This window comes from Paenibacillus residui, assembly GCF_042677205.1.
GTDB classification, from domain to species: Bacteria; Bacillota; Bacilli; order Paenibacillales; family NBRC-103111; genus Paenibacillus_L; species Paenibacillus_L residui.
The window spans coordinates 77,461-103,496 of sequence record NZ_JBHTIU010000074.1 but is presented as its reverse complement, the minus strand read 5'-3'; the positions used below and the strand labels follow the sequence as shown (position 1 = coordinate 103,496).

At 50.6% G+C, this 26,036-nt stretch carries 19 protein-coding genes; 18 read left to right on the top strand and 1 reads right to left on the bottom strand.

What is annotated here, in order from left to right; genetic code table 11:
* Positions 1-289 precede the first annotated feature (289 nt).
* From ACFQ03_RS18715 to ACFQ03_RS18670, 10 genes are all read left to right on the top strand, one after another.
* Entirely contained in the window at positions 290-2,464 is a 2,175-nt protein-coding gene (locus tag ACFQ03_RS18715) for a RelA/SpoT family protein (protein WP_144936054.1), read from the top strand.
* 30 nt (positions 2,465-2,494) lie between these two features.
* A complete protein-coding gene (dtd, locus tag ACFQ03_RS18710; RefSeq protein WP_144936057.1) occupies positions 2,495-2,935 on the top strand; it encodes a D-aminoacyl-tRNA deacylase in 441 nt (146 codons plus the stop codon).
* Positions 2,936-3,102: 167 nt separating this feature from the next.
* Positions 3,103-3,276: a hypothetical protein gene (locus tag ACFQ03_RS18705; RefSeq protein ID WP_186328324.1), complete on the top strand. Its 174-nt coding sequence runs from the start codon at positions 3,103-3,105 to the stop codon at positions 3,274-3,276.
* A gap of 227 nt (positions 3,277-3,503) precedes the next feature.
* Positions 3,504-5,030, top strand: coding sequence for a coproporphyrinogen III oxidase (locus ACFQ03_RS18700; protein WP_379290085.1), 1,527 nt, complete (start codon positions 3,504-3,506; stop codon positions 5,028-5,030).
* 66 nt (positions 5,031-5,096) lie between these two features.
* A complete protein-coding gene (locus tag ACFQ03_RS18695; protein ID WP_144936109.1) occupies positions 5,097-7,016 on the top strand; it encodes an FAD-dependent oxidoreductase in 1,920 nt (639 codons plus the stop codon).
* Between the two features lie 899 nt (positions 7,017-7,915).
* Complete coding sequence (gene hisS / locus ACFQ03_RS18690; protein WP_379290083.1) at positions 7,916-9,172, top strand: histidine--tRNA ligase; 1,257 nt, start codon at positions 7,916-7,918, stop codon at positions 9,170-9,172.
* 107 nt (positions 9,173-9,279) lie between these two features.
* The gene (gene aspS / locus ACFQ03_RS18685) at positions 9,280-11,058 is read left to right on the top strand and encodes an aspartate--tRNA ligase (RefSeq protein WP_186328327.1); all 1,779 of its coding nucleotides are present in this window, start codon (positions 9,280-9,282) and stop codon (positions 11,056-11,058) included.
* Positions 11,059-11,095: 37 nt separating this feature from the next.
* Positions 11,096-11,845, top strand: coding sequence for a tRNA threonylcarbamoyladenosine dehydratase (locus ACFQ03_RS18680; protein ID WP_144936066.1), 750 nt, complete (start codon positions 11,096-11,098; stop codon positions 11,843-11,845).
* 697 nt (positions 11,846-12,542) lie between these two features.
* Positions 12,543-13,796 (top strand): replication-associated recombination protein A, encoded by a 1,254-nt coding sequence (locus tag ACFQ03_RS18675; protein WP_144936069.1) that lies wholly within the window; start codon positions 12,543-12,545, stop codon positions 13,794-13,796.
* A gap of 571 nt (positions 13,797-14,367) precedes the next feature.
* Positions 14,368-16,074: a potassium/proton antiporter gene (locus ACFQ03_RS18670; protein WP_144936072.1), complete on the top strand. Its 1,707-nt coding sequence runs from the start codon at positions 14,368-14,370 to the stop codon at positions 16,072-16,074.
* Between the two features lie 170 nt (positions 16,075-16,244).
* On the opposite strand, the gene mnmA is transcribed toward ACFQ03_RS18670, so the two are convergent.
* On the bottom strand, positions 16,245-17,417 hold the full coding sequence (gene mnmA, locus ACFQ03_RS18665) for a tRNA 2-thiouridine(34) synthase MnmA (RefSeq protein WP_144936074.1): 1,173 nt from the start codon (positions 17,415-17,417) through the stop codon (positions 16,245-16,247).
* A 271-nt stretch (positions 17,418-17,688) separates the two neighbouring features.
* Here mnmA and cymR point away from each other — a divergent pair, with 271 nt between their 5' ends.
* The 8 genes from cymR to ruvX all read left to right on the top strand — a co-directional run bounded on the left by cymR (position 17,689) and on the right by ruvX (position 26,033).
* Complete coding sequence (cymR, locus tag ACFQ03_RS18660; RefSeq protein ID WP_144936077.1) at positions 17,689-18,108, top strand: cysteine metabolism transcriptional regulator CymR; 420 nt, start codon at positions 17,689-17,691, stop codon at positions 18,106-18,108.
* A 187-nt stretch (positions 18,109-18,295) separates the two neighbouring features.
* On the top strand, positions 18,296-19,447 hold the full coding sequence (locus tag ACFQ03_RS18655) for a cysteine desulfurase family protein (RefSeq protein ID WP_144936080.1): 1,152 nt from the start codon (positions 18,296-18,298) through the stop codon (positions 19,445-19,447).
* A gap of 208 nt (positions 19,448-19,655) precedes the next feature.
* On the top strand, positions 19,656-20,171 hold the full coding sequence (locus ACFQ03_RS18650) for a PRC-barrel domain-containing protein (RefSeq protein ID WP_379290079.1): 516 nt from the start codon (positions 19,656-19,658) through the stop codon (positions 20,169-20,171).
* A gap of 10 nt (positions 20,172-20,181) precedes the next feature.
* Positions 20,182-20,382, top strand: coding sequence for a hypothetical protein (locus ACFQ03_RS18645; protein WP_144936112.1), 201 nt, complete (start codon positions 20,182-20,184; stop codon positions 20,380-20,382).
* Between the two features lie 194 nt (positions 20,383-20,576).
* Complete coding sequence (locus ACFQ03_RS18640; RefSeq protein WP_186328325.1) at positions 20,577-21,650, top strand: AI-2E family transporter; 1,074 nt, start codon at positions 20,577-20,579, stop codon at positions 21,648-21,650.
* A gap of 766 nt (positions 21,651-22,416) precedes the next feature.
* Positions 22,417-25,041 (top strand): alanine--tRNA ligase, encoded by a 2,625-nt coding sequence (gene alaS, locus ACFQ03_RS18635; protein WP_379290076.1) that lies wholly within the window; start codon positions 22,417-22,419, stop codon positions 25,039-25,041.
* Between the two features lie 255 nt (positions 25,042-25,296).
* Positions 25,297-25,563 (top strand): IreB family regulatory phosphoprotein, encoded by a 267-nt coding sequence (locus tag ACFQ03_RS18630; RefSeq protein ID WP_144936089.1) that lies wholly within the window; start codon positions 25,297-25,299, stop codon positions 25,561-25,563.
* Positions 25,564-25,616: 53 nt separating this feature from the next.
* A complete protein-coding gene (ruvX, locus tag ACFQ03_RS18625) occupies positions 25,617-26,033 on the top strand; it encodes a Holliday junction resolvase RuvX (RefSeq protein ID WP_144936092.1) in 417 nt (138 codons plus the stop codon).
* Positions 26,034-26,036 lie beyond the last annotated feature (3 nt).

Sequence of the window (26,036 nt, the reverse complement as noted above, 5' to 3'; positions counted from 1 at the left end):
ATATCATTTGAGAGCCCGTTGCTGCTACCTTGATTTCCGATCAAAGCGAGCAAAGGGATTTATTGCACATTTTATTACCGAAGATAAGCCGTTTTTCCAATGACTCCCACCCATAATACTACAAATTATAGATGGCGGGAACCCAATTCAGATTCGCCCAACGGGGAGTCTGCGGTACGCTTTGGGAATGGCTCGACATGAAAAACGGGACGATTCGACACGTTTCTTGACGGGATGCCCTGTTGAGGTTCATAATGAATAAAAATGATCAAACGGAAAGGATTTAGGAATGGGGATCGAGCTGTTACTTGAGAAGGCATCAACCTATTTAAAAGAGAACGACCTGAACAAGATACAAGAGGCCTATCTGTTTGCCGAACAGGCTCATCACGGTCAGGTAAGAAAATCGGGAGAGCCTTATATTCTGCATCCGGTCGCAGTAGCCGAAATAGTGGTTAAAATGCAGATGGATGCCACCTCGATCATCGCTGCTCTGCTGCATGACGTTGTGGAAGATACCAGCGTTTCTTTAGACATGCTGCGCGAACGGTTCGGGGATACCTGCGCGATGCTGGTGGACGGCTTGACGAAGCTGGAGAAAATCCAATTTAAATCGAAGCAGGAGCAGCAGAATGAGAATTATCGGAAGATGTTCGTCGCGATGGCTCAGGATATTCGGGTCATTCTTATCAAACTGGCGGACAGGCTTCATAACATGCGGACTCTTAAGTTTCAATCGGAAGAAGCCCAGCGCCGGATTGCCGATGAGACTCTGGAAATTTTCTGCCCGATTGCCCACCGGTTAGGGATATCTGCGATCAAATGGGAGATGGAGGATATCGCTCTCCGTTATCTAAATCCTCAGCAGTACTACCGGATTGCAAATCTGATGCAGAAGAAGAGAACCGAGCGGGAGCAATATATTCAGGATGTTATTGTGAAAATAAAGGAAAAAGTGTCCGAAATGGGGATCGAAAGCGACATATCGGGCCGGCCCAAGCATATCTACAGCATTTATAAGAAGATGACCTCGAGAGGCAAGCAGTTCAATGAAATTTATGATCTGCTGGCCATTCGGGTGATTGTGGACAATATCAAGGACTGCTACGCCACCCTCGGGATTATTCATACTTTATGGAAGCCTATGCCCGGCAGGTTTAAAGACTACATTGCCATGCCTAAGGCCAACATGTACCAATCCCTGCATACGACCGTGATCGGACCCAAGGGGGAGCCGCTGGAAGTGCAGATTCGGACCTGGGAAATGCACCGCACATCCGAATATGGTATCGCCGCCCACTGGGCGTATAAGGAAGGCTCGGCGGTTCCGTCCGGCAGCTTCAGCAAGAAGATGAACTGGTTCCGTGAAATTCTCGAGCTGCAGAACGAAACGCGGGATGCTTCGGAGTTCATGGAGTCGTTGAAGATGGACTTCTTTACCGACCTTGTCTTCGTGTTCACGCCCAAGGGTGAGGTCATTGAGCTTCCGGCGGGCTCGGTACCGCTTGACTTCGCGTACAGAATTCATACGGAGGTCGGGAACCGGACGATCGGGGCGAAGATCAACGGACGGATCGTCCCGCTGGATTACAAGCTGAACAACGGCGATATCGTTGAAATTCTGACCTCCAAGCATTCGTACGGCCCCAGCCAGGATTGGCTCAAGATTGCTCAATCCTCTCATACGAAGAGCAAGATCAAGCAGTGGTTCAAGAAGGAGAAGCGGGAAGAGAACATCATTAAAGGCCGGGAAGCCATCGAACGGGAGTTAAAGCGCCTGGCCATCGATCCGGCCCAATGGATGACGGATGACAAGCTGCAGGAGGTCGCATCCAAGTTTAATTTTAACGATATAGAGGATATGCTGTCCGCGATCGGCTTCGGGGGAATTACCGCCGCGCAGATTGTTACCCGGCTGACGGAGAAGCTTCGCAAGGAAGAGATCCCTCCGCTGCAGCTGACTAACGAAGTCAAGGAAGTGAAGTCCGCTCCGGAGAAGAAGAGCCGTCCCACCCATGGAGTCCGGGTCAAAGGAGTGGACAACCTGCTGGTCCGCTTCGCCCGCTGCTGCAATCCCGTTCCGGGAGACGATATCGTCGGCTATATTACGCGCGGCCGCGGAGTGTCGGTGCATCGTTCGGACTGCAGCAATATTCCGGCACCGGACGGTGAGGAAGGCAACCGGATTATTGAGATTGAATGGGCGGATTCGATAGAAGCGAATTACAGTGTCGAAATCGAAATAACAGGACATGACCGGCCGGGCTTGCTCAATGAAGTGCTGCAGGCCGTGTCGGAGAGCAAGACGATGATGTCCGCCGTCTCCGGCCGCTCCGACAAGAACAAGATGGCGTTGATTCATATGACGATCCTGATCCGCAATATCGATCATCTACATTCTGTCGTCGAGAAGATTAAACGAATTCAGGACGTCTATTCCGTGCAAAGAATCATGCAGTCATAAGACGGTATTGACTGGAAACGAGGGATAGGGTTGAGGATTGTAGTACAACGCAGTAAAGAAGCGAGTGTGACCATTAACGGAAGCCTGACGGGGAGCATCGAGCAGGGGCTCGTGCTGCTGGTCGGGGTCACCCACGAGGATACGGAAGAGGATGCCCGCTACTTGGCGGATAAAGTGGCCGGCTTGAGAATATTTGAGGATGATGGCGGCAAGATGAACCTGTCTGTTCAAGAAATAGGGGGTCAAATCTTGTCGGTTTCGCAATTTACTCTATATGGAGATTGCCGCAAGGGCAAGCGGCCCAATTTCATGGCGGCGGCGAGGCCGGAACTGGCAGAACCGCTGTACCACCGGTTTAACGAGCTGTTAAGAGAACGGGGACTAACCGTTGCGACTGGGCGGTTCGGCGAAATGATGGATGTTCGTCTGGTGAATTGGGGCCCTGTCACTCTCATTCTGGAGAGCAAATAAAGAAGGAAAAGGATTCGATGTCATCCATAAGAGCCTCGATCAGGTTAAAGTTCGGGACGAGCAGAATGTTGCGTATAGGCGAGGAAGGCTCCTCTATTTGGCAGATTATTAGTTTCGACGGAGGGAAATAATAGCAGGTAGACACCTTGCCTAAAGGAGATGTAGACGTGCACCGATCCGTCAAGGAGGAAACCGTCCTGCTTTCCCAGCAAATTTCTGCTCCGGCCTCTTACCATGAAGCGATCGCTTCCCTGACCCTGGACGGGTCAACGGAGGGCAAGCACAGCTTCGAATCGGAACGGGACGCGATGAAGAGAGTTCCGCGCAAAATCATTCGCTAACGATTATAATGAGATAACATAATAGCCACGGACGGACTCTCAGTCTGTCCTTTTTTTGTGTCTGGGAGGAAGGATTCAATTAATATAGACGGAGGATGCATGAAGGAAACCGCGGGTTCCTACGGCCGCACTAAATCTGCCGGAAATGTTTTATTCGGCGGGCATCTTATGTTACACTCTACAATAGGCTAATCATGCTTACGGAAATACACCTCGGAGGTGCGCACTTGTTAAATATTGCGATTCATCGGATTGGATTCGATGATTTTTCGACTGAAATTTATCATATTACCCGCTTGTTTTTTGAACAGCCCAATGTTCAGTGGGAGCCGCAGGAGAAGGATGCGGAGTGGCAAGCGGTCATAGAAATGCGGAAGAAGGAAGACACCCGTGAAATCTATGTGAAGACGGATTTATCGGCGGCAGATGGGGGAGAAGCTTGGTCTCATGAGCATACGATGCCCATTCCCGATTCCGGAGAGCGAGGGATAGTGAAGCGGGCGATTCTCTATTCCCTGCTTCAGGTGCTGCAGGATGCCACCGGGCTGGAGCAGCCATGGGGAATTCTCACGGGGGTCCGCCCGACCAAATTAATGCACAACATGATGAATAAACAGGATATAGAAACCTGTAAGCAAATATTGAGAGAGCAGTATTTGATCACCGAACCCAAGGTGAAGCTGCTTGCGGATGTGGCAGAGCGGCAGCTGAAGGTCATTCCCGATCTGTTCCGGCTGGATAAAGAGATAAGTATCTACATAGGAATACCGTTCTGTCCCACCAAATGTGCCTATTGCACGTTTCCGGCTTATGATATTCGGGGAAACAACGGGTCTGTTCAAGGTTTTCTGGAAGGACTGCATTATGAAATCCGCGAGATGGGCCGGTGGCTTCAGCAAGCCGGTCTGGGCATTACGACGATTTATTGGGGCGGCGGAACACCGACGAGCATCGAGGCGGATGAGATGGACGCCTTGTTCCAGACGATTCAACAATCATTCCCCGGATTGGACAAGGTTCGGGAGCTGACGGTTGAAGCCGGACGTCCGGATACGATTACCCCGGAGAAGATTGAGGTCTTGCAAAAGTGGAAGGTGGACCGGATCAGCATTAACCCGCAGAGCTTCACGCAATCGACGCTGGATACCATCGGACGCCACCATACGGTAACCGAAACATTGGAGAAATTTAAGCTGGCCCGTCAAATGGGCATGAATAATATCAATATGGACTTGATTATCGGCCTGCCTAATGAAGGGATAGAGCAGTTTCAGCAAACGCTGGACGAAACCGCCAAGCTGATGCCCGAATCGCTGACGGTCCATACCTTGTCCTTTAAGCGGGCATCCAAAATGACCAAAAACCGCAGCGAGTATGAAGTGGCTGAACGGGATGAAATCGCCGAAATGATGCAGATGGCTGCGGATTGGACCGAGCGGAACGGTTACCAGCCCTACTATCTGTATCGCCAGAAAAATATATTGGGCAATTTGGAAAATGTCGGTTACTCCCTGGAAGGAAGGGAAAGCCTGTATAACATTGTGATGATGGAAGAACGGCAAACGATTCTCGGACTTGGCTGCGGTGCGGTAAGCAAAATCGTTTACCCGGGAACGGAAGAGGATACCCAGCAGAAGATTGAACGTTTTCCCAACCCGAAAGAGCCTGCCGCTTACATTCAAAATTACAAGGAATACGTGGACAAAAAAATAAAGCTGCTGAATCAGGCGTACTTGTCCGAAGCGGGAATTTGACATTCGTTCATCCTTAATAGATTAATATATGGGGGGTCTACAGTGAAGAATAAATGGATTTTACTGATGGCCACTGCTATTATCCTGCTTGCGGCGGGAAGCAGCTGGATTTATTATATGGAAAAGTACGGCGGCGGTATCCGCTTTACAGCAGGGAACAAGCCGCAGGAGCTGGAGAAGGTGGAGGTTGTTGCACAGCCTGCGGATGATTATGACGTGATCGTGGTAGGAACCGATCCGGAAGGAATCGCGGCGGCGGTTTCCGCTTCCCGCAATGGGCTGCGAACGCTTATGGTGGACGGTCATGACCGCGAAATACTGGGCGGTTTGATGACCCTTGGCTGGCTCAATAGTATTGATATGAATTATGACGTGGAGAATAAATCGATCGTCCCCGGTGCCAAGATGCCGGTTCTGAACAAAGGGATTTTCTCGGAATGGTATGAGAAGGTCGAGGGGGATTCGTTCGACGTCACTACGGCGGCTAACGCTTTTAATAAAATAGTTCAGGGAGAGAAGAACCTCGATGTGCATCTGAAGGCGCGGGCGATTGAACCGATTCTCGCCAAAGGCCAAGAGGATCACATGGTTGTAGAGGGGATATCGCTTACGCGTGAGGACGGAACCGTCCAGCAAATTAAGGCCAGAGCGGTCATCGATGCGACTCAGGATGGCGATTTTGCCGCTGCCGCGGGAGTTCCGTTCACGATTGGCCGGGAAGATTTGGGCGATATGAAGTCCAAGATGGCCGTTACTCTCGTCTTTCGTCTGGGGAATGTGGACGATGAGGTTTGGAAGCAGGTCCGCAAACGGCTCAGCAATGACAACGATCCAAATACCGGTGCTACGGACATGTCGGCCTGGGGCTATGTCGAGATGCAGAAGTACCCGGCAGTCAATAAAGAACGGATGAAGATGCGCGGATTAAATATAGGCCGCCAGAACGACGGCACTATTCTGATTAATGCTCTGCAAATTTTCGGGGTGGATCCGTTCGATCCCAAATCGCGGGAAGAAGCCTTCGTGCTGGCCAAGGAAGAAATTCCGCATGTAGTGGAGCATATGAAGGAGCTGTATCCGGAGTTTGCCAATGTAGAATTTCTCGATACCGCGCCGGAGCTTTATGTGAGAGAAAGCCGGCACATGAAAGGAATGTACCGTCTGACGATACTGGACTTGCTGGAAAACCGCGATCATTGGGACCGCATTGCTTTCGGTTCCTATGCCGTTGATATTCAGCGCACAAGTCCGGCGGATGACGGTGCGGTCGTTCTTGATCCGCCGAAATACGCCATTCCTTTCCGCAGCATTGTTCCCCAGAAGGTAGATAATCTGCTGGTGGTTGGCCGTTCCGCAAGCTTCGATACGCTTCCGCATGGAAGCGCCCGGGTCATTCCGACCGGGATGGCAACCGGTGAAGCGGCCGGGGCAGCCGTCAAAATTGCCATGGATGGAGAGATGACCTTCCGGGAGCTGGCTGAATCCAAGGAAGAGATCAAGAAGCTTCAGGATCTCATCAACAGCAAGGGGATGGATGTCAAGCCATATACTCCGAAGGTACATCCTTACATGGAGCATCCTGCCTATCCGGGATTGAAGGTAGCTGTCTATCTGGGTATTGCCAACGGGGGCTACAATAACGATTTCCGTCTCGATGACACATCCAATCCGCAGAGATTGGTTAATCAATGGAATATAGCCAAGCGGGTATATCCGAATTCGTTCAAAGGAGATGCATCTGCTGCTATCGCAGGTATGGAAGAAGCAGCCAAGCAGCCGTTAACTCTGGAGCAAGCTTGCTATACGATAGCTAAAGCAGTGGAGCTGGATGTTCCGAAGGAGCAGGCTCAGAGCGAGCTGATCGACAAGGGGCTGCTGAAGCAGTCGACGATAGACATGATTAAGGATCAGGGACAATTGACCAATGGAGAGACGTTCATGATGCTTAAGGATACTCTGGAACGGATAGTCGGTGTGAAGTTTTAGAGCTCGAGGCATTATTCTTTGCTCAACGCGCGCCTATTCGGTGCGCGTTGAGGCGTTTCATCACAGCGATCTGTCTTCTAACAGGCATAGGTCCGATAGATGTAATCAAACTGTAATGTTAGGTTCATGCCTTTGTAATAATAAATGTCTATACTTAGAACTGACCCCTTTTGTAACATATATAACTAATTCAACCTGCAGCCGATGCCGCAGGTTCTTTTCTTTTTGGCCGGTTTTTCTATTCCGCAGTTTTCCACAGCTCAGGGGATTCGGAGTCTTCTAAGAAGGGTCATTTGTTCCAAGATGACACATCCGTTCTGGGATGACTTGACAATCCTAAGCCGGCGCATTACAATCAATACTAAATCTTACGACCCTCCGGTGATCGGCGCCTACCGCAACTAAGGACTTTATCACTGGAGAATATCGAAATCCGTTGAAGGGACCCAGTAATTCAACCCCACCTCTGCAGAGAGGGAAGCCGATGGCTGCAAGCTTCCTGAGGATGATTGAATGAATAACCTCCCGGAGGACGGGCCGTGACCCCCACAGCATGAAGATGCGGGTGGAAGTAGCGGCTTCGCGTAGTCGGGCGTTAACCGGAGAAGTGCGGAGCTTTCGTTCCTCTTACTTGACGGTAAGGGAAGAATGCCCCGAATGTGGGTGGTACCACGGGTGATTTGTATATAATCCCTCGTCCCTGGCTGTTATGGCCGGAGACGGGGGATTTTTTGTAAATATAAGAAAGTATAAGTTTTCATCTATACCTGTTCTTATATTTCATCGGTAAACGCGCCCGTCCTAAGGACGGCGATAGCCGTTTATCCTTGCGGAATGCCCGATGTGTCCCGATCCGCACTGCCCGAGTCTCTATATGAAATGCAGAAGGAGGAAGCGAAATGAGTTTTCAGAAGCCGAAAGGCACACAGGATTTGCTGCCCGGCATTGTGGAAAAGTGGCAGTACATCGAAGCGAAAGCAAGAGATTTGTGTCGCCGCTATCATTATAAAGAAATCCGCACGCCGATTTTCGAGCATACGGAGCTGTTTCAGCGCGGCGTTGGCGAGACGACCGATATCGTGGAGAAGGAGATGTATACTTTCCTCGACAAAGGCGGCCGTCATATAGCGCTTCGGCCCGAAGGGACGGCGGGCGTTGTGAGAGCCTACGCGGAGAACAAGCTCTACGCGGAACCGGACGTTACCAAGCTGTATTATATCGGGCCGATGTTCCGCTACGAGCAGCCGCAGGCGGGTCGTTACCGCCAGCTCCACCAGTTCGGCGTGGAAGCGTTCGGCTCGACCGATCCTGCTCTGGATGCGGAGGTCATCGCGCTGGGCTACAGCTTCTACAAGGAAGTTGGCATTCGCGACGTGACGGTTGAGATCAATTCCGTGGGTACCCCGGAAATTCGGGCCCGGTTCCGTCAGACGCTCCTGAACTTCCTTGAGCCGATGCGCAGCGAGCTGTGTAAAGACTGCCAGAACCGGATGGAGAAGAATCCCCTTCGCGTGCTGGACTGCAAAGTCGACCAGCATCGGTTCGCCGGGGCTCCCGAGCTGATCGATCACCTGGACGAGGAATGCGCGGCACACTTTGAGGCCGTCAAGCAGAGCCTGTCCGCCATGAATATTCCGTATCGGATCAACCCGCGGCTTGTCCGCGGCCTCGATTACTATACTCACACCGCTTTCGAGTATAAGGCGGAAGGCATCGGAGCCATCGATACGATCGGCGGGGGCGGACGCTATAACGGGCTCGTCGGAGAGATAGGCGGTCAGGATCAGCCGGGTGTCGGCCTCGGGCTAGGCCTTGAGAGAACTCTGCTCGTACTGGAATCCCAGCAGGCGGACGTTCCCGGCGCACAGCCGATCGACGTTTATCTGGTGCCGATGGGAGACCGGGCGGAGCGTGAAGCGGTGAAGCTGTTGTTCGAGCTTCGTTCGGCCGGGATAGCTGCCGAGAAGGATTATTTGCAGCGGAAGATGAAGGCGCAGTTGAAGGCGGCAGATCGCTCGCAGGCCCGCTATGTGGCGATTCTGGGCGAGGATGAGCTGGAGCAGGGCGTCATAGCGTTGAAGGAAATGGCTACGGGGGAACAGCAGTCCGTACCGCTTGGCGAGCTGCTGTCCTTCCTGAAATCGGCCCTCGGTTAAAAATTCGCATAGTTTGGCTGCGATAAACAGGAATACATTTAGGTTTCGAGTGAAGAGAAGAACGATGAAATCCCCATACTTTTAGAGGAGGAAAGAAAGATATGTCCATGTTAAAAACGCATCATTGTGGTCAGCTTGGCAAAGCTCACGTAGGAGAGACCGTTCAATTAAACGGATGGGTCCAAAGAAGACGGGACCTGGGCGGGGTATTGTTCATCGACCTTCGTGACCGGACAGGTATTGTGCAGATCGTGTTCAACCCGGACTTTTCCGGAGAAGCGCTGGAGATCGCAGACCGGGCGCGCAACGAGTATGTTCTGGCCGTTCGCGGCAAGGTGGTCGAACGGGCGGAAGAGACGAAGAACGCGAACCTGGCTACCGGTGAAATCGAGGTTCAGGTGTCGGAGATTGAAATTTTAAACGCGGCCAAGAATCCTCCGTTCTTCATCGAGGATGGTATCGAAATCGACGAGGCGCTGCGCTTGAAATATCGTTATCTCGACCTGCGCCGCCCGGAAATGCAGCGGACGCTCATGCTGCGCTCCAAAGCGGCCAAAATTTTCCGCGATTTCCTGGACGAGAAGGAATTCGTCGAAGTGGAAACGCCGATCTTAACAAGAAGCACGCCGGAAGGTGCGCGCGACTATCTCGTGCCGAGCCGCGTACATCCGGGAGAATTTTTCGCCTTGCCCCAATCTCCGCAGATTTTCAAGCAGCTGCTGATGGTCGGGGGGCTGGAGCGCTATTATCAAATCGCGCGATGCTTCCGGGATGAAGATCTGCGCGCGGACCGCCAGCCGGAATTTACCCAGGTGGACATCGAGACTTCCTTCCTGTCTCCGGAGCAGCTTCAGGAGATGATGGAGGAGCTGATGGCGAAGCTGTTTAAGGAAACGATCGGAGTAGACATTCCGCGTCCGTTCCAAAGATTGACTTATGCCGATGCTATGGGCAAATACGGTTCCGACAAGCCGGACCTGCGCTTCGGCCTGGAGCTGGTCGAGGTGTCCGATATTGTGGCGGGCAGCGGCGTCAAAGTGTTCTCGACGGTGGTCGGCAACGGCGGTCAGGTCAAGGCGCTGAATGCCAAAGGGTGCGCCTCCTGGAGCCGTAAAGAGCTGGACGATCTGCAGCCGTTCGCCGCACGTTACGGTGGCAAAGGGCTTGCCTGGATTCAGGTGAAGGACGGCGACTGGAAAGGACCGATCGTTAAATTTTTTACCGAGGAAGAGAAAGCGGCCCTCACCGAGCGTCTGCAGGTGGAAGAAGGAGACCTGCTCGTATTCTCGGCAGATAAGCCTAAGGTGGTTGCGGATGTGCTCGGCAATCTGCGCCTGAAGCTGGGCAAGGATTTGGGGCTCATTGATGAGAGCCAGTTCAAATTTGCCTGGATCGTCGATTTCCCATTGCTTGGCTACGACGAAGAAGAGAAGCGCTATGTCGCTGAGCATCACCCGTTCACACGGCCGAAGGAAGAGGATATTCATTACTTCGATACCGATCCGGGCAAAATTCGGGCACAGGCCTATGACCTGGTCTTGAACGGATACGAAGTAGGCGGCGGATCAATGAGGATCTACAAGCGCGATATCCAAGAGAAAATGTTCGCTGCTCTCGGCTTTTCCAAGGAAGAGGCTTGGGATAAGTTCGGCTATTTGCTGGAGGCCTTTGAGTACGGTACTCCACCGCACGGAGGAATTGCATTCGGGCTGGACCGTCTGGTTATGCTGTTGGCCGGACGCTCCAATCTTCGCGAAACGATTGCATTCCCTAAGACGGCAAGCGCCACTTGTCTGCTGATGGACGCTCCCGGCGAGGTGGACAGCCAGCAATTGGAGCAGCTCTCCATTCGAGTTGCGGTGAAGCAGCCTTCCTCCTCCCAATAAAACTGTCTGATTAAGCCTGTCAAAAGGAGGAAAAGCAATGCTGAATCAATTTTCGAGGACGGAGCTCGCCATTGGCCCGGAAGGGCTGGACGTGATGAAAAGAAGCACCGTAGCTGTGCTCGGCGTCGGCGGCGTCGGCTCTTTCGCGGTAGAAGCCTTGGCCCGCACCGGCGTTGGCCGCATCGTTATGATCGACAAGGATGTTGTCGATATAACGAATGTCAACCGGCAGCTGCATGCGCTGCTGTCGACCGTCGGCCGTCAGAAGACGGAGCTGATGAAGGAAAGAATCCGGGATATCAATCCGGATTGCGATGCCGTAGCGCTGCAGATGTTCTACACTGAGGAAACATACGAGAAGCTGTTCGAGTATCCGCTAGATTATGTCATTGACGCTTCCGATACGATCAGCTATAAGATTCATCTGATCAAGCAGTGCCTGCAGCGTAAAATTCCGCTTATTTCCAGTATGGGAGCGGCGAACAAAATGGATCCGACCCGCTTTCAGGTGGCGGACATCTCGAAGACAACGATGGACCCGATGGCCCGGGTCATTCGCCAGAAGCTGAGGAAAGAAGGGATTACCAAGGGGGTTAAGGTGGTCTTCTCCACCGAAGAACCGGTAAGGCCGAGGGAAGATGTTACGAAGCAGATCGTACCGGAGAATGCGCCCGAAATCCGCAAAGCTAAACAGCCGCCGGCCAGCAACGCGTTCGTTCCGCCGGTGGCGGGATTAATTATGGTAAGCGTGGCGGTGCGTGATCTGCTTAAGTCAGCCGGTCTTTAAGATTGCTGCAGGAGGGGGAGAGCGACGCTTTCTGCTGAAGTTAAAGCGCCCCTCTCACCGGGCTTGGCCGCTCGGCTCGTTGGGCCCGATTAATGCCCCAATAATTTTGGGTCCGAGCCGGGGGGACAGGGACGGTCACCGGCAAAATATATGGTATAATAGAGCATGTCGACCGGTAACCGGCGGCATGTTCTTTTTTCAACATATAAGCGTATAAGTTTGACCTTATCCCTGTTCTTATATTTCATCGGTGCGCCTGTCCAAAAGGCGGTGACAGCCGTTTATCCTTGGTCGAGACAGCTTTTGGTAGGAAAACCTGCAACTTTGCATCTTTTGAACAGGTTGCTGGTTCGTTGGCAAAAATTGCTGCGAAAATACATGCTTTTGAGCTTCAAATTGAAGAAAATGCCTGTCATGAACTGAATTTCATGTATTTTTGCAGGCATTGCCCATACAACAGGCGATTCCAGTGAAGAAGGATGCACTTTTGCTTCTTTTGTGCAAAGGCCAGTATGCATAGCACCACACGAGGGACGTAGGCTTTCACTATGCAACGCATAGTTCGCCTTTCCGGCGCCGATTGTGAATGGACTCATAAGCTATGACGATCTACCACCAAGCGAGGGCCGTAGGCTTTCGCCAAGCAGCGCCATAATGTGCGCTCGAAATTATTTTTAACTGTAAGGGTGAAATCACATTGGACTTATTTGACCTAAATCCAACAACAGACCACCAGCCACTTGCCGAACGTATGCGCCCTCAGACGCTTGATGAATATTTTGGTCAGTCCCATATCTTAGCGCCAGGTAAAGTCCTGCGGAAGATTATTGAAACCGACAAAATCACAAGTATGATTTTACAGGGTCCTCCAAGTAGCGGTAAGACAAGTCTTGCTTATATTATCTCTCAGTCCACAAAAGCCAATTTCGTACGTTTAAATGCGGTTTCCTTAACCGTTGCAGAACTTCGTGAAGCCATAAGTACCGCTAAAGACAATTTAAAAATGTACGGTCAAAAAACCATTGTAATGATAGATGAAATTCACGCTATGAAAAGTAATGTTCAAATGGCATTGCTTCCACATGTAGAAGACGGGACTATCATTCTGATCGGACTGACCACCGAATCCATTGCTCACGATTTAATTCCGCCGCTGGTTTCCAGATGCCGTACTTTTACCTTAAAGGCATTAGACCACAATGATTTGAAAGAAATCATTGTTCGTGCGCTGAAAAGCAATAGAGGTTTGGAAAACAAATTTGAGATTACGGACGAAGCTTTGGAGTATTTGGCCGATGTGTGTAATGGGGATGTGCGGAGCGCTTTTAATGCACTGGAAATGGCTGCTTACTCCCTTTACGAAGGAAATCTTATTGAACTACAGCATATTCGTGAGGCATACGATTCCAGAGTGAATTCCATAACAACTACGGATTTTTATGATATTGTATCTGCTTTTTGCAAATCCTTGCGCGGTTCCCAAACGGATTCGGCTCTTTATTGGCTTGCCCGTATGCTGGACTCTGGTGTAGATCCGTTATACATTGCCCGAAGACTTGTTGTTCATGCATCAGAAGACGTCGGAATGGCAAATCCAAATGCTTTACAAATAGCGATAGCGGCGCAGCAAGCGGTTGAATTTGTCGGGATGCCCGAGGGACGTTTAGCGCTTGCTCACGCCACGGTTTACATTACGGAGAGTCCTAAGTCCAATAGTGTTTATAAAGGGCTTGCAAGCGCATTTCAGACGGTTAGAAATCATCGTGCTTATCCTGTTCCGGAAAACATCAGAGACGGCTCTAGAAGCTATATAAACCCGATTGATAATCCCAACTCCAAAATGCAGTACTTGCCGCCTGAAATTCAGAACGAAAAGTTTTACTTCCCGCAAAATTCAGGAACCGAATCAAAAATTTATGCTCGATATTACGACAAAGAAAACAGAAAGTAATGCCTCCTTGCGGGGGCATTTTTCATTTCCAAGAAACACTGGGCGGTAAACTTGTTCAAGAGGCAATCGAGTTATTAGTCAAAAGTCGTTAATCATAAGGAGAAATTAAGGGTCTAAAATACAATCGACTTTTAGATCTGAATGAAGTGGTGGGCTATGCCTTGTAAAAGAACCTAATCATTATGTGCAACGACAGCATTTTCCCGACGCACTCAAAGAGCAGCCATTTTTTATAGCCGACGAACAGGGAATGGAAGAAAAAATGAGGATAAACCAGAAAAACGAAAAAACCGAAAGACATTCCTTTGAAAAGGATGTTTTTTAGGTTTTTTTGCTTTTTTTTGGGCCGGTAACAATGACAATCCGCCCAAGTAAGCTTATAATAAAGAGTGGGGCAAAATAAGGTCGGCGCATCATTCTAAGGGGGAGCCGCGCCTTGTCATACAAACATAGGGAAAACAAGGCGTACATAAAAGTACTTTAACGATGACAATATTTTTGCCGTTCTTGGTAAACAATCAGGAAAGACCGTTAAACGGGAACGAGATGCTAGCGAGAAGGTGATATTCATTTGTTATCGACAGACAATGCGATTTTACTGGTTGCCATCCTGTTACTAATAGGGGTCATCACTACCAAATTTTCCGCACGATTCGGGCTGCCTTCGCTGGTTTTGTTCTTTGTCGTCGGAATGGTCATCAATAAGTTTATTTACTTTGATAATGCCGCGGTTACTCAGCTATTCGGAGTTCTGGCCCTGATCGTGATCCTGTTCGAGGGAGGGCTCCAAACGAAGTGGAGCAATATGCGCAGGGTGCTGGTCCCTTCCTTGTCATTGGCCACCTTCGGCGTCTTCTTAACAACGATCGTCTTCGGCGCTTTCGCCATTCTGATTCTCGATTTGGATTTGATCGAAGGAATGCTGCTTGGAGCTATTGTCGGATCTACGGATGCGGCTGCCGTTTTTGCCGCCCTCGGCACTCGCAACATCAAACAGAAGCTGTCCTCAACACTGGAGGCAGAGTCGGGCACGAACGATCCGATGGCGGTATTTCTTACCGTATCGCTTATTCAGCTTTATCAATCGCCGGACTCCAATTTCTGGATTCTGCTGGTCAATTTGTTCTGGCAGATGGGCGTAGGCTTGCTCATGGGGCTGCTGCTGGGGAAGGTTGCCGTTTGGTGCATCAACAAAATTAATTTGGATTCCTCCGGATTATATCCGGTCTTGTCCGTTGCCTTCGCTATATTTACTTACAGCACGACGGATTTGATCAACGGAAGCGGGCTTCTTGCGGTATACGTGATGGGAGTTCTGGTCGGAAATTCGGATTTGACCTACCGCCACTCGATTTTCCGGTTTAATGAAGGCTTCGCCTGGATGATGCAGATATCCATGTTTATTCTGATGGGACTTCTTGTCTTTCCGTCGGAGTTGATCGGCATTGCATGGCAGGGCTTGGCCTTATCCGCTCTATTGATGTTCGTAGCGAGACCGGTCGGTGTTTTCCTCAGCATGATATTCATGAAGTTCTCCTTTAAGGAAAAAATATTGATTTCCTGGTGCGGACTCCGGGGAGCGGTGCCGATTGTACTGGCGACTTATCCGCTGCTGGCCGGGATGGAAAACGGGTATTTATATTTTAATATGGTATTCTTCATCGTATTGACCTCCGCCCTTATCCAGGGCTGGACCATTACTCCCTTGGCCAATTGGCTCGGCCTGACGGGAGACAAGAAGCCGACTGCCCCCCACAGCTTGGAACTGGTCTCGATCGGTAAGACGAATACGGAAATTATCGAGGTGCAAATCGAAGACCAGGCGAATGTCGTCGGTTCGGAAATCCGGAACCTGGCCCTGCCGGAGGATACTTTGATAACGGCGGTGATCCGCGGGGAGAAGATGATCACTCCAAGGGGAACTACCCGGTTATGCGGAGGAGATATACTATACGTACTGGTGTCCAAGGCTAAAACAGAAGATGTCAAAAATCTGTTTATCGCCATGAAGCCCGGGGAAGAGGATGATTTTGCGGAACCGGAAGGAGAACGTCCTTCAAGGAAAGCGGACGAAAGCGAGGCCGGAGGCAGTAAGGGGACTCATTCGGCATCGGAGGCTTCTCCTTCTCCAGACGGGACCGCCCCGGAAGATCGACAAGAAGAAAGCGGGGGGCCTGAGTGGAAGGCAGAGATTTCGGGTCAGACGGAATCCGGGACCCCGCCTAATCATTCGAAACACCACGAGCAACGCGAACAAAACGGAAACAAGGAGAAATAAGTTCAATAAAAAAAGCAGCGGAAACGGTGAAGCACCGAATCCGCTGCTTTTTGTTTAAGAAGGTATAAGTTTCACCTTATACCTTCTTAATATTTCACCGGTAAACGCACCTGTCCAAAGGGCGGCGATAGCCTTTTATCCTTGTCTGGCATAAAATCAGGCCATCAGCCCTAAACGAGATCCGTTTCCGGTTCATCCATCCGTTCCGTGCGGTCGATAATGCCGCCGCCCAAGCATAGCTCTCCGTCATAGAATACTACGGCTTGTCCGGGGGTAACGGCTTTCTGCGGCTGGTCGAATTCGACCCGGCAGGTGCCTTCTCCCGTCATGCTTACTCTTACCCCCTGATCCTGCTGCCGGTAGCGGAATTTGGCGGTGCAGCGGAGCGTTCCTACAGGCGGCTGGCCATCGATCCAGCTCACATCCGTAGCTTCAAGCGCGGTGGAGTATAGCCGCGGGTGAGTGTCGCCCTGAACGACGTACAGAATATTGCGGTTCAGATCCTTGTCCGCGACAAACCACGGTTCCCCGGTGCCGGACCCGCCAATCCCCAGGCCCTGGCGTTGGCCGAGGGTATAGTACATGAGCCCGTCATGCTTACCTTTGTATTCCCCGTCCAGCGTAAGGATATCTCCGGATTGGGCCGGCAGGTAATGACTCAGAAATTCCTTGAAATTTCTTTCTCCAATAAAGCAAACCCCCGTGCTATCCTTCTTCTTGGCGGTGGCGAGTCCTGCCGCTGCGGCCAACTCCCTGACTTTCGGTTTAGGCAAATGTCCGATTGGAAACATCGCTTTGGATAGCTGATACTGGTTCAACGCGTTGAGGAAGTAGGTTTGATCCTTGTTGGCATCAAGGCCGCGGAGGAGACGATATTTTCCTTCATGGAAATCGACCCGAGCATAATGCCCGGTAGCGATATAATCGGCTCCGAGTTCCAACGCTTTCTGTAAAAACTCGCCAAACTTGATTTCCCGGTTACACATAACATCCGGATTAGGGGTTCTCCCTTTGCGGTATTCATCCAGGAAATAAGAAAACACTTTATCGTAATATTGCTTCTCGAAATTAACGGTATAGCAAGGTATGCCGATTTGGGCGCATACTTTGCGCACGTCTTCGGCGTCCTCTTCCGCCGTACAATACCCGAATTCGTCGGTATCGTCCCAGTTTTTCATGAAGATGCCGATCACTTCGTACCCCTGCTCCTTCAGAAGAAGGGCGGCTACTGATGAGTCGACTCCTCCAGACATTCCAAGGACGACTCTCGTCTTTTCAATCGGCTTGTCCATTGATTTAATCCCTCGCTTTGTTTTACTGACTGCTGTATTATTGTAACACATTTTAGCCTGATAACCGCTATTGTGAAAATAAGAACCTTTATAATTTTCATGAAAAAGTCATGGTTTTCATTCCCGTAGAAGCAATTCTGTGTTAACATATAGTTAATGTAGAATATGATACTCAAGATCTACAGAAAGATGGCGGTCATATCGGTTTTTATCCGACTTTTGCCATCCATTTTAGCATGAATTGTCTTTATTTTGGTTAAGCTTGATAACAATAATTCGCCTTGAATTACAAGTCGCAATACGATACAAATGAGGTGCTGATTTGAAGATCTCGACTAAAGGACGCTACGGGCTGACTATTATGATGGAATTGGCCAATCGTTACGGTGAAGGCCCCACTTCCTTAAAAAGCATTGCAGAGAAGCATCAATTATCGGAGCATTATTTGGAACAACTGATAGCTCCCCTGCGCAACGCCGGTCTGGTTAAGAGCGTGCGCGGAGCTTACGGCGGTTATATCTTATCCAAGCCTGCCGAGGAGATTACTTCGGGAGACATTATTCGTGTTCTTGAAGGCCCGATCAGTCCCGTTGATTTCACCGAGGAAGACGATCCGGCCAAGCGAGACCTATGGATTCGCATCCGTGACAGTATTGCGGAGGTATTGGATTCCACTACCTTGGCATCCCTGATAACTTTTAAAGACGAGGGCAGGAGCGACAGCTATATGTTCTACATTTAGTGCCTTGCCGTCGACTGCCGATGTTTGGCCCGGCGGTCCATGAGATTTGCCCGAATCCGGTGTTATAACATACTCCTTGGCCTCTTCATCCAACATTTGGATAGCTGCTCCCCGGCTCCGAGCCTGGCAGCGCCCCGTATTCCACATGACTCGCAGAGAGAACACATCCCATGTTTAGGAGAAGACGATGAAACGTATTTATCTCGATCATGCAGCCACGACCCCCTTGCATCCCGAAGTGCTGGAAGCTATGATGCCATATTTGACGGATATATTCGGGAATGCCTCCAGTGTCCACTCCTTCGGGCGTGAAGCCCATTGGGCCTTGAACGATGCGAGAGAAAGGATCGCTTCGATGCTAGGCTGTGAAGCCAACCAATGGATATGGACGAGCGGAGGGACAGAGAGCGATAATTTGGCTGTCCTCGGCACTGTAGCAGCCGCGAAGGGCAAGCGTCATATCATCTCGAGCGAGATAGAGCATCATGCCGTACTTCATGCCTGCCGGCATTTGGAACAGCATGGCTGCGAAGTGACCTACCTTCCGGTTGATGCAACGGGAAGAGTGCGCGTGGAGGACGTTGAACGTTCGATAAGACCCGACACCGCATTGATCAGTGTCATGTACGGAAATAACGAGGTGGGTACGCTGCAGCCGATCCGCGAGATTGGCGAAATAGCCCGGCAGCATGGAATAGTGTTCCATACCGATGCCGTCCAGGCGCTCGGACTGGAAAAGCTTAATCTTTCGGAGCTTCCCGTAGATTTGGTCAGCTTCTCCGCACACAAAATCGAAGGCCCCAAAGGCATCGGAGGATTATACTGTTCTCCCCGAGTGCGGCTCGCTCCCCAATCCTATGGAGGGCTGCAGGAACGTAAACGCCGCGCGGGAACCGAAAATGTTGCGGGAGCTGTCGGCTTCGCCGCAGCGGCAGTCAGAGCCGTCTCGGCCCTGGAGCAGAAGCAGGCGCAGATGACGGCATTCCGCCGAACAATGATCGAAGGCTTGACCAGAGAACTTGGTTCCGATGGCTTTATTGTTAATGGCCATCCGAACTTGACACTGCCTCATATTCTCAATGTCAGTTTCCCGGGAGTTTCGACCGAAACCCTTCTAATGAACCTCGATTTGGAAGGGATCGCTGCGGCCAGCGGTTCCGCCTGCAATTCGGGAGCTCTGGAGATCTCCCATGTCCTGCAAGCGATGAAGCTTCCCTCTCCGGTTACCCAATCGGCAGTTCGTTTCAGCTTCGGGCCCGGCAACACAATCGAAGACATCGAACGGGCCGCCTCCATAACTGCAACCATCGTTAACAGAATCCGTAATAATAACAGTTAGCCTTGAACCTGACATACGTCCCAAGGTCGGCCTTCAGCCGTTTAGAGTGATGATTGAAGCACCGCCTTGGGGCAGCTCTATACCCGGGTTTGTCCTCTTTTTGCACGGTCAGAATAAGCATGGCCCAATTGACAAACAATTTTGTAAGGACATGCAGCCTTATTATTGAATTTGGCAATTTGATCGGTCGAAAGGAGAGACAAGTCTTTTGCGCAGAGCTAAAGATATGCTGGGTCTGCCCGTTATTGATGTGCGGACCGGAAAACAGCTTGGATCCGTTAAGGATTTATGGATCGATTCCGAATGGCAGGTGCAGGCGATCCTGCTCGATAACAAGTCCTGGTTCTCGAGCCCAAGGTTCATCTTATGGGAAGATATCAACTCTTTCGGGGAAGACGCCGTTACCGTGACTGATGAAGCTGTGATCCGCTCGGAGGAGGACATCACCGGAGCATGGGTTCTGCTCACGGGATCGGGGCAAATTATGGGCTTGCCTCTTCTGACGGTTAACGGGCAGCAATTGGGACGGGTGGAGGATGTTTATTTTTCTCAAAATATGGATAAAAGAATAATAGGATTTGAATTATCGGAAGGCTTCCTGGCCGATGTCAAGGACGGCCGCAAATGGCTGCCCGCTCCTGAGCAAGCAACGATGGGACAAGATGTTATCATGGTCCCTGTAAGCTGTAAAGATTCGTTGGAAGATATTTTATACGAGGAATAGGGTGAAAGAGATGCTGCGATGTCCTAATTGCAACTCCAAGGATATAGGGAAAATCGGTTCGCACCAGTTCTATTGCTGGGGCTGCTTCATTGAGCTGACGGTGAATGGAGACAAGATGTCCGTATATCAGGTGGAAGAAGACGGTACACTTAGTTCTTTGGATGATTTGTTTTTTGAAGAGCCTGCTCCGCAAGAAATTCATGCTAATTAATTTTGTTTGCTGAGCCGTATCATGCATCCGGTTTTTTACGAAACGGAACCGAGGTTTCTGTTTCCTGAAAAGCCGGATGCTTTTGCATGGCAGGGTTTAAGCTCTCTACCCGGGTTAAATTGCCTGACTGCTACATATACTATTGTAGGAGCTAGTCCGTTTTTGGAGAAACGGATGAAACGGGGTGAGAACGGGTGGAGCCTTTTTACAAAAATAAATGGTTCGGATTTTTTTTGTTCGTGCTTGCCGGATTGTTGATTCTGTATATGCTTATATTGGTCCGGCCTATTATTGTTTGGGGATATAGACTGATTAGCACTATTTTGGCCCCTTTTATTATTGCCTTGATTATTTCTTATGTTCTGAACCCGATCGTCACGCTGCTTAATCAGAGGAAGGTTCCGCGGACGGTAGCGGTTCTGTTGATTTATGCGGTGTTCATCACTTCGCTCAGCGTCATTATGCTTAATTTGATTCCGGTCTTTGTGACCCAATTGGCGGAGTTAAACGAGCATATTCCACAGATGACGATGCAGGCGGAAAGTCTGATGATCACTTTAAACGATCACCCGCTGTTGCCCGACAGTATCCGCGAAGGAATTTATAATTCGATAGAGCGATGGGAGAAGGGGATTTCAACCGCTATTTCGGATTACATAGACCGGATCGGCAGCACGATAAATACGCTGTTTATAGCTTTTATCGTTCCGTTCATCGCATTCTATATATTGAAGGACTTTAAATTAATCGAAAGAGGAGTCATCACCATCGTTCCCAAATCATACCGGAAGCCAACGGTCAAGCTGCTACGTGATATTGACCAAGCATTGGGCAATTATATTCGCGGGCAGTTTATTGTTTGTGTAATTGTAGGGCTGCTGGCCTATATCGGCTACTGGCTGATCGATATGCCCTATCCTTTGCTTATGGCCAGTCTGGTCAGTATATTCAATATTATTCCTTATCTGGGGCCGTTCTTCGGAGCTGCCCCGGCCATCATTATGGCGGCTACCGTTTCCTGGAAAATGGTGTTGTATGTCATTATCGTAAACACTCTCGTTCAAATTTTGGAGGGAAATGTAGTCTCACCCCAAGTGGTTGGGCGGACCCTGCATATGCATCCGCTAACGATTATTTTTGCACTGCTGGTAGGGGGAGAGCTGGCGGGAATTATCGGGCTCATTCTGGCCGTGCCGTTCTTCGCGGTCATGAAGGTGATCGTTCAGCATATTTTCATTTATTATGTTCACCGCAAGCCTACCGGTTAGGATCTATGCCAATAAGAACCGGCAGGGAATGGACGCATACGGATCGAAGAGACCGGGCCATGACAAATGTTGACATGGGCACGGAATAACCGCTATAATTTGGGGCATAAGTAATAGTTAAATAGCGGATAAAGCGAGGATGAATTCCAAGAAGTCATAGCCCTCCCTCAGAGAAGAGGTTCCTGTCGAAGGACAGGCTGCGAGAACCTCCGGGATGAAGAATGACGGATGCTGTTTTCGGAGTGTGGATAAACACCACCGGGGAGACCCGTTACATCTCACTAGAGGAGATTGCATGGGGACGATCATGTCCGCAAGGCAATAACCAGGGTGGTACCGCGATTAGAATCGTCCCTGAATGAAGGGGCGTTTTTTGTTTTACCGCATTAGAAAGTATAAGTGTATTGAATCATGAAGTTGGTAAAGACGATTAACTGTAATTTATGCAGGTAATTTCAAGCGAATGGTGGAAAGCGATTAAAGTAAATGGAAAAACTGCATTTAGAATCGAGGTTTTTGGCCGAAAACGCCTTTTTTGCACAAACTAGCTGTAGTTTTTCCACTTAGTTTCCGTCTTTTGCTCCAGAGGAGCAATCTAGCTGTATAAAATCCAGTTAAACATCCAAGTCGGAAAAGCGTCACCAGTTCGTCAAGCGGCATCATCAGAAGCGGTGGAAAATTTGATTTTCCCATTGTTCGCCCTAACCGGAACGGACCCCAACGGAGTTTTTTAATATTGATATATTGATAATGGAGGAAGGTATGGATGAAAGCTAGTGAAATTCGTCAAAAATGGCTTGATTTTTTTGCGGAGAAAGGACATAAAATCGAACCGAGCTCCCCGCTCGTTCCCCATAACGATCCATCCTTGCTGTGGATTAACGCCGGGATGGCCCCGCTCAAGCCTTATTTCGACGGCCGTGTGAAGCCGGAGAATCCGCGGATAGCGAATGCGCAGAAATGTATCCGCACGAACGATATCGAAAATGTGGGCAAGACCCGCAGACACCATACGTTTTTTGAGATGCTGGGGAACTTCTCGATAGGCGATTATTTTAAGGTAGAAGCGATAACGTGGGCATGGGAGTTTCTGACCGATCCCAAGTGGATAGGCTTTGACCCGGAACGTCTATCCGTAACCGTATATCCGGAGGACCAGGAAGCTTTCGATCTGTGGAAGAATAAAATCGGCTTGCCGGAAGAACGGATTTACAAGGTAGAGGACAATTTCTGGGATATAGGAGAAGGCCCTTGCGGTCCATGTACCGAGATTTTCTACGACCGCGGCGATGCTTACGGCGATCTCAGCGACCCGGAATGCTGGCCCGGCGGAGAGAATGAGCGCTTCCTGGAAGTATGGAACCTTGTATTCTCCCAGTTCAATCACAATAAGGACGGCAGCTACACTCCTCTGCCGAATAAAAATATCGATACCGGCGCCGGATTGGAGCGGTTCGCTTCCATCCTGCAAAATGTCGATTCCAATTTTGACACCGACCTGTTCGTGCCGATCATCGAGCAAATCAGCGAGATTGCCGGCGTCCGTTATAAGGATAACGAGGAACAGGATGTTGCACTGAAGGTGATAGCGGATCACATTCGGACGGTCGTGTTCGCTGTCGGGGATGGTGTCCTGCCTTCCAACGAGGGCCGGGGTTATGTTATCCGCAGGCTGCTGCGCCGCGCAGTCCGTTATGGTAAAGTACTGGGAATCAATCAGCCTTTCCTCTACCGTCTTGTGCCCGTTGTCGGGAAGGTCATGGGCGTGTATTACAACGAAGTGACGGACAAGGCCGAGTTCATAGACAAAGTCATTCGTACGGAGGAAGAGCGGTTCCACGAAACGTTATCCGACGGTCTGGCGATTCTTGCCGGTCTGACCGACAAGGCCAAGCAGGACGGATCGGGCCGGATTGGCGGTGCGGATGCGTTCAAGCTGTACGATACTTACGGCTTCCCGCTCGATTTGACCGAGGACTTCGCTCAGGAGCACGGACTGGATGTCGACCGCGAAGGATTCGAGCAGGCGATGGAGGCTCAGCGGGAGCGGGCACGGGCTGCCCGTCAGGACAACGACAGCATGAAGGTTCAAGGCGGTCCGCTGGCCGATTTCACGGATAAAAGCGAGTTTGTTGGTTATAATGAGTTGGTAACAACTGCTAAAGTGATTGCGATCGTAAGAGAAGGGCAAATGGCGGAAGAGGCAAACGAAGGCGATATCTGTCAGGTCGTTCTGGACCGGACGCCATTCTATGCCGAGTCAGGGGGACAGATTAGCGACACGGGAATGCTGACGGGAGCACAGGCGAAGGCCAAGGTCGAGGACGTAAGCAAAGCCCCGCATGGACAGCATGTTATGACGGTCAAGGTGGAGCAAGGAACTCTGCGCGCCGGGGATACGGTAGAAGCTGTCGTAGACCGGATCAAGCGCGATGATATCATTAAGAATCACACAGCGACCCACCTGCTGCACCAAGCTTTGAAGGATGTGCTCGGCGAGCATGTCAATCAGGCCGGCTCCCTGGTCGCTCCGGAACGTCTGCGCTTCGACTTCTCCCATTTTGGCGGAATCAGCCCTGAGGAACTGCAGGACATCGAGGTTCGGGTTAACCGGCAAATATGGAACCGGACCGGCCTGGACATCTCCCTCATGCCGATCGCGGAAGCTAAAGCGATGGGGGCTATGGCTCTATTCGGAGAGAAGTATGGCGACATTGTGCGGGTCGTCCGGATCGGGGATTACAGCATTGAGCTGTGCGGAGGCTGCCACGTAGGGAGCACGGCGGAAATCGGGTTGTTCAAGATTGTGAGCGAAAGCGGAATAGGGTCCGGTGTACGCCGGGTAGAGGCGGTAACCGGCCGTTATGCTTATGAATATTTGGAGCAGCAGCTTGATCTTCTTAGACAATCCGCAGCGATGCTGAAGTCGGGGATTAGCGATGTCCCCCGCAGGATCGACTCCATGCTCGGCCAGGTTCGTGAGCTGAATAAGGAGATAGAGTCCCTGCGCGGCAAGCTGAGCCACCTTGAGGCGGGCAGTTTGACGGATCGGCTGCAGGAGGTCGATGGTGTGCCTGTATTGGCCTCTAGAGTGGATGCAGGGGATATGGATTCTCTACGGACAATCGTTGATGAATTGAAGACGAAACTGGAATCCGGTATTATCGTGCTGGGCGCGGCTGTAGACGGCAAGGTGAATCTTGTCGCAGCCGTAACTCCTGATCTGGTGGGGAAAGGCTACCACGCCGGCAAGATTGTCAAGGAAGCGGCGGCGATCTGCGGCGGAGGCGGAGGCGGCCGTCCCGACATGGCTCAGGCGGGAGGGAAAGATCCGTCCAAGCTGGAGGAAGCCATAAGACAAGTTCCCGAGCTAATCAAGCGTATGGCTTAATGGGCAATTTAGCCCATAAGGGCATCACGATAGGGGATTCTGAGAAAATTTGTCTGTTAAAAGAGGAATTATCGACACAGGCAGAGAATATATCAGTTAGATGAAAGGTTGTCGGCCATTGCAGACCTCCGGCGCAGGACGATCGGTCCTGCGTTAGAGGTGCGCAGGCGGGTTAGGCGCTGGCATCGGACTAATAAGGAATAGGGTATGAAGCAGGTTTTGCCTAACGGGCAGAACTCTCAAGGAGGTGCGGTCATGAATTCCATGGATAAAACAATGAAGTTTAATGTCAAAGCCGACGGGATTGAGACATCGCCGGAAGAGGTTATGATTGCCGTATACGACGCTCTGCAGGAAAAAGGCTACAACCCGATCAACCAGATCGTGGGATACTTGCTGTCCGGAGATCCGGCTTATATCCCTAGACATAATAACGCCAGGAGCCTGATCCGCAAACGGGAACGAGATGAATTGATTGAGGAATTGGTTCGATATTATTTGCAGGGAAAGAAGCGCAAATAATAAAATATCGAAGGAAATGTCTTTTTTCGATTAGCAAGACGGGAGACTAGTTGATGAAATGGATGGGTTTGGACTACGGAGACAGGACCATCGGCGTTGCTTTGAGCGATGAGTTAGGCTGGACGGCCCAAGGCCTGGAGGTTATCCGCCGCACGAACAAAGCCGCCGATTTGGCAAGGCTGGGAGAAATTATCCGCGAGCATGGTGTGGAGGAAATTGTCGTCGGCCTGCCGAAAAATATGAACAACACAATCGGTCCTCGCGGGGAGCTGAGTATGGAATTTGCGCAATTATTGCAAACTAAATTTGGACTCCCCGTTCACCTTTGGGATGAACGATTGACGACCGTGTCTGCTGAAAGAGCATTGCTGGAGGCAGACGTCAGTCGTAAAAAAAGGAGGCAAGTCATCGACAAGATGGCCGCCTCCCTAATATTGCAAGGCTATTTGGATTCTAATAAGAGAAGGTGAGGT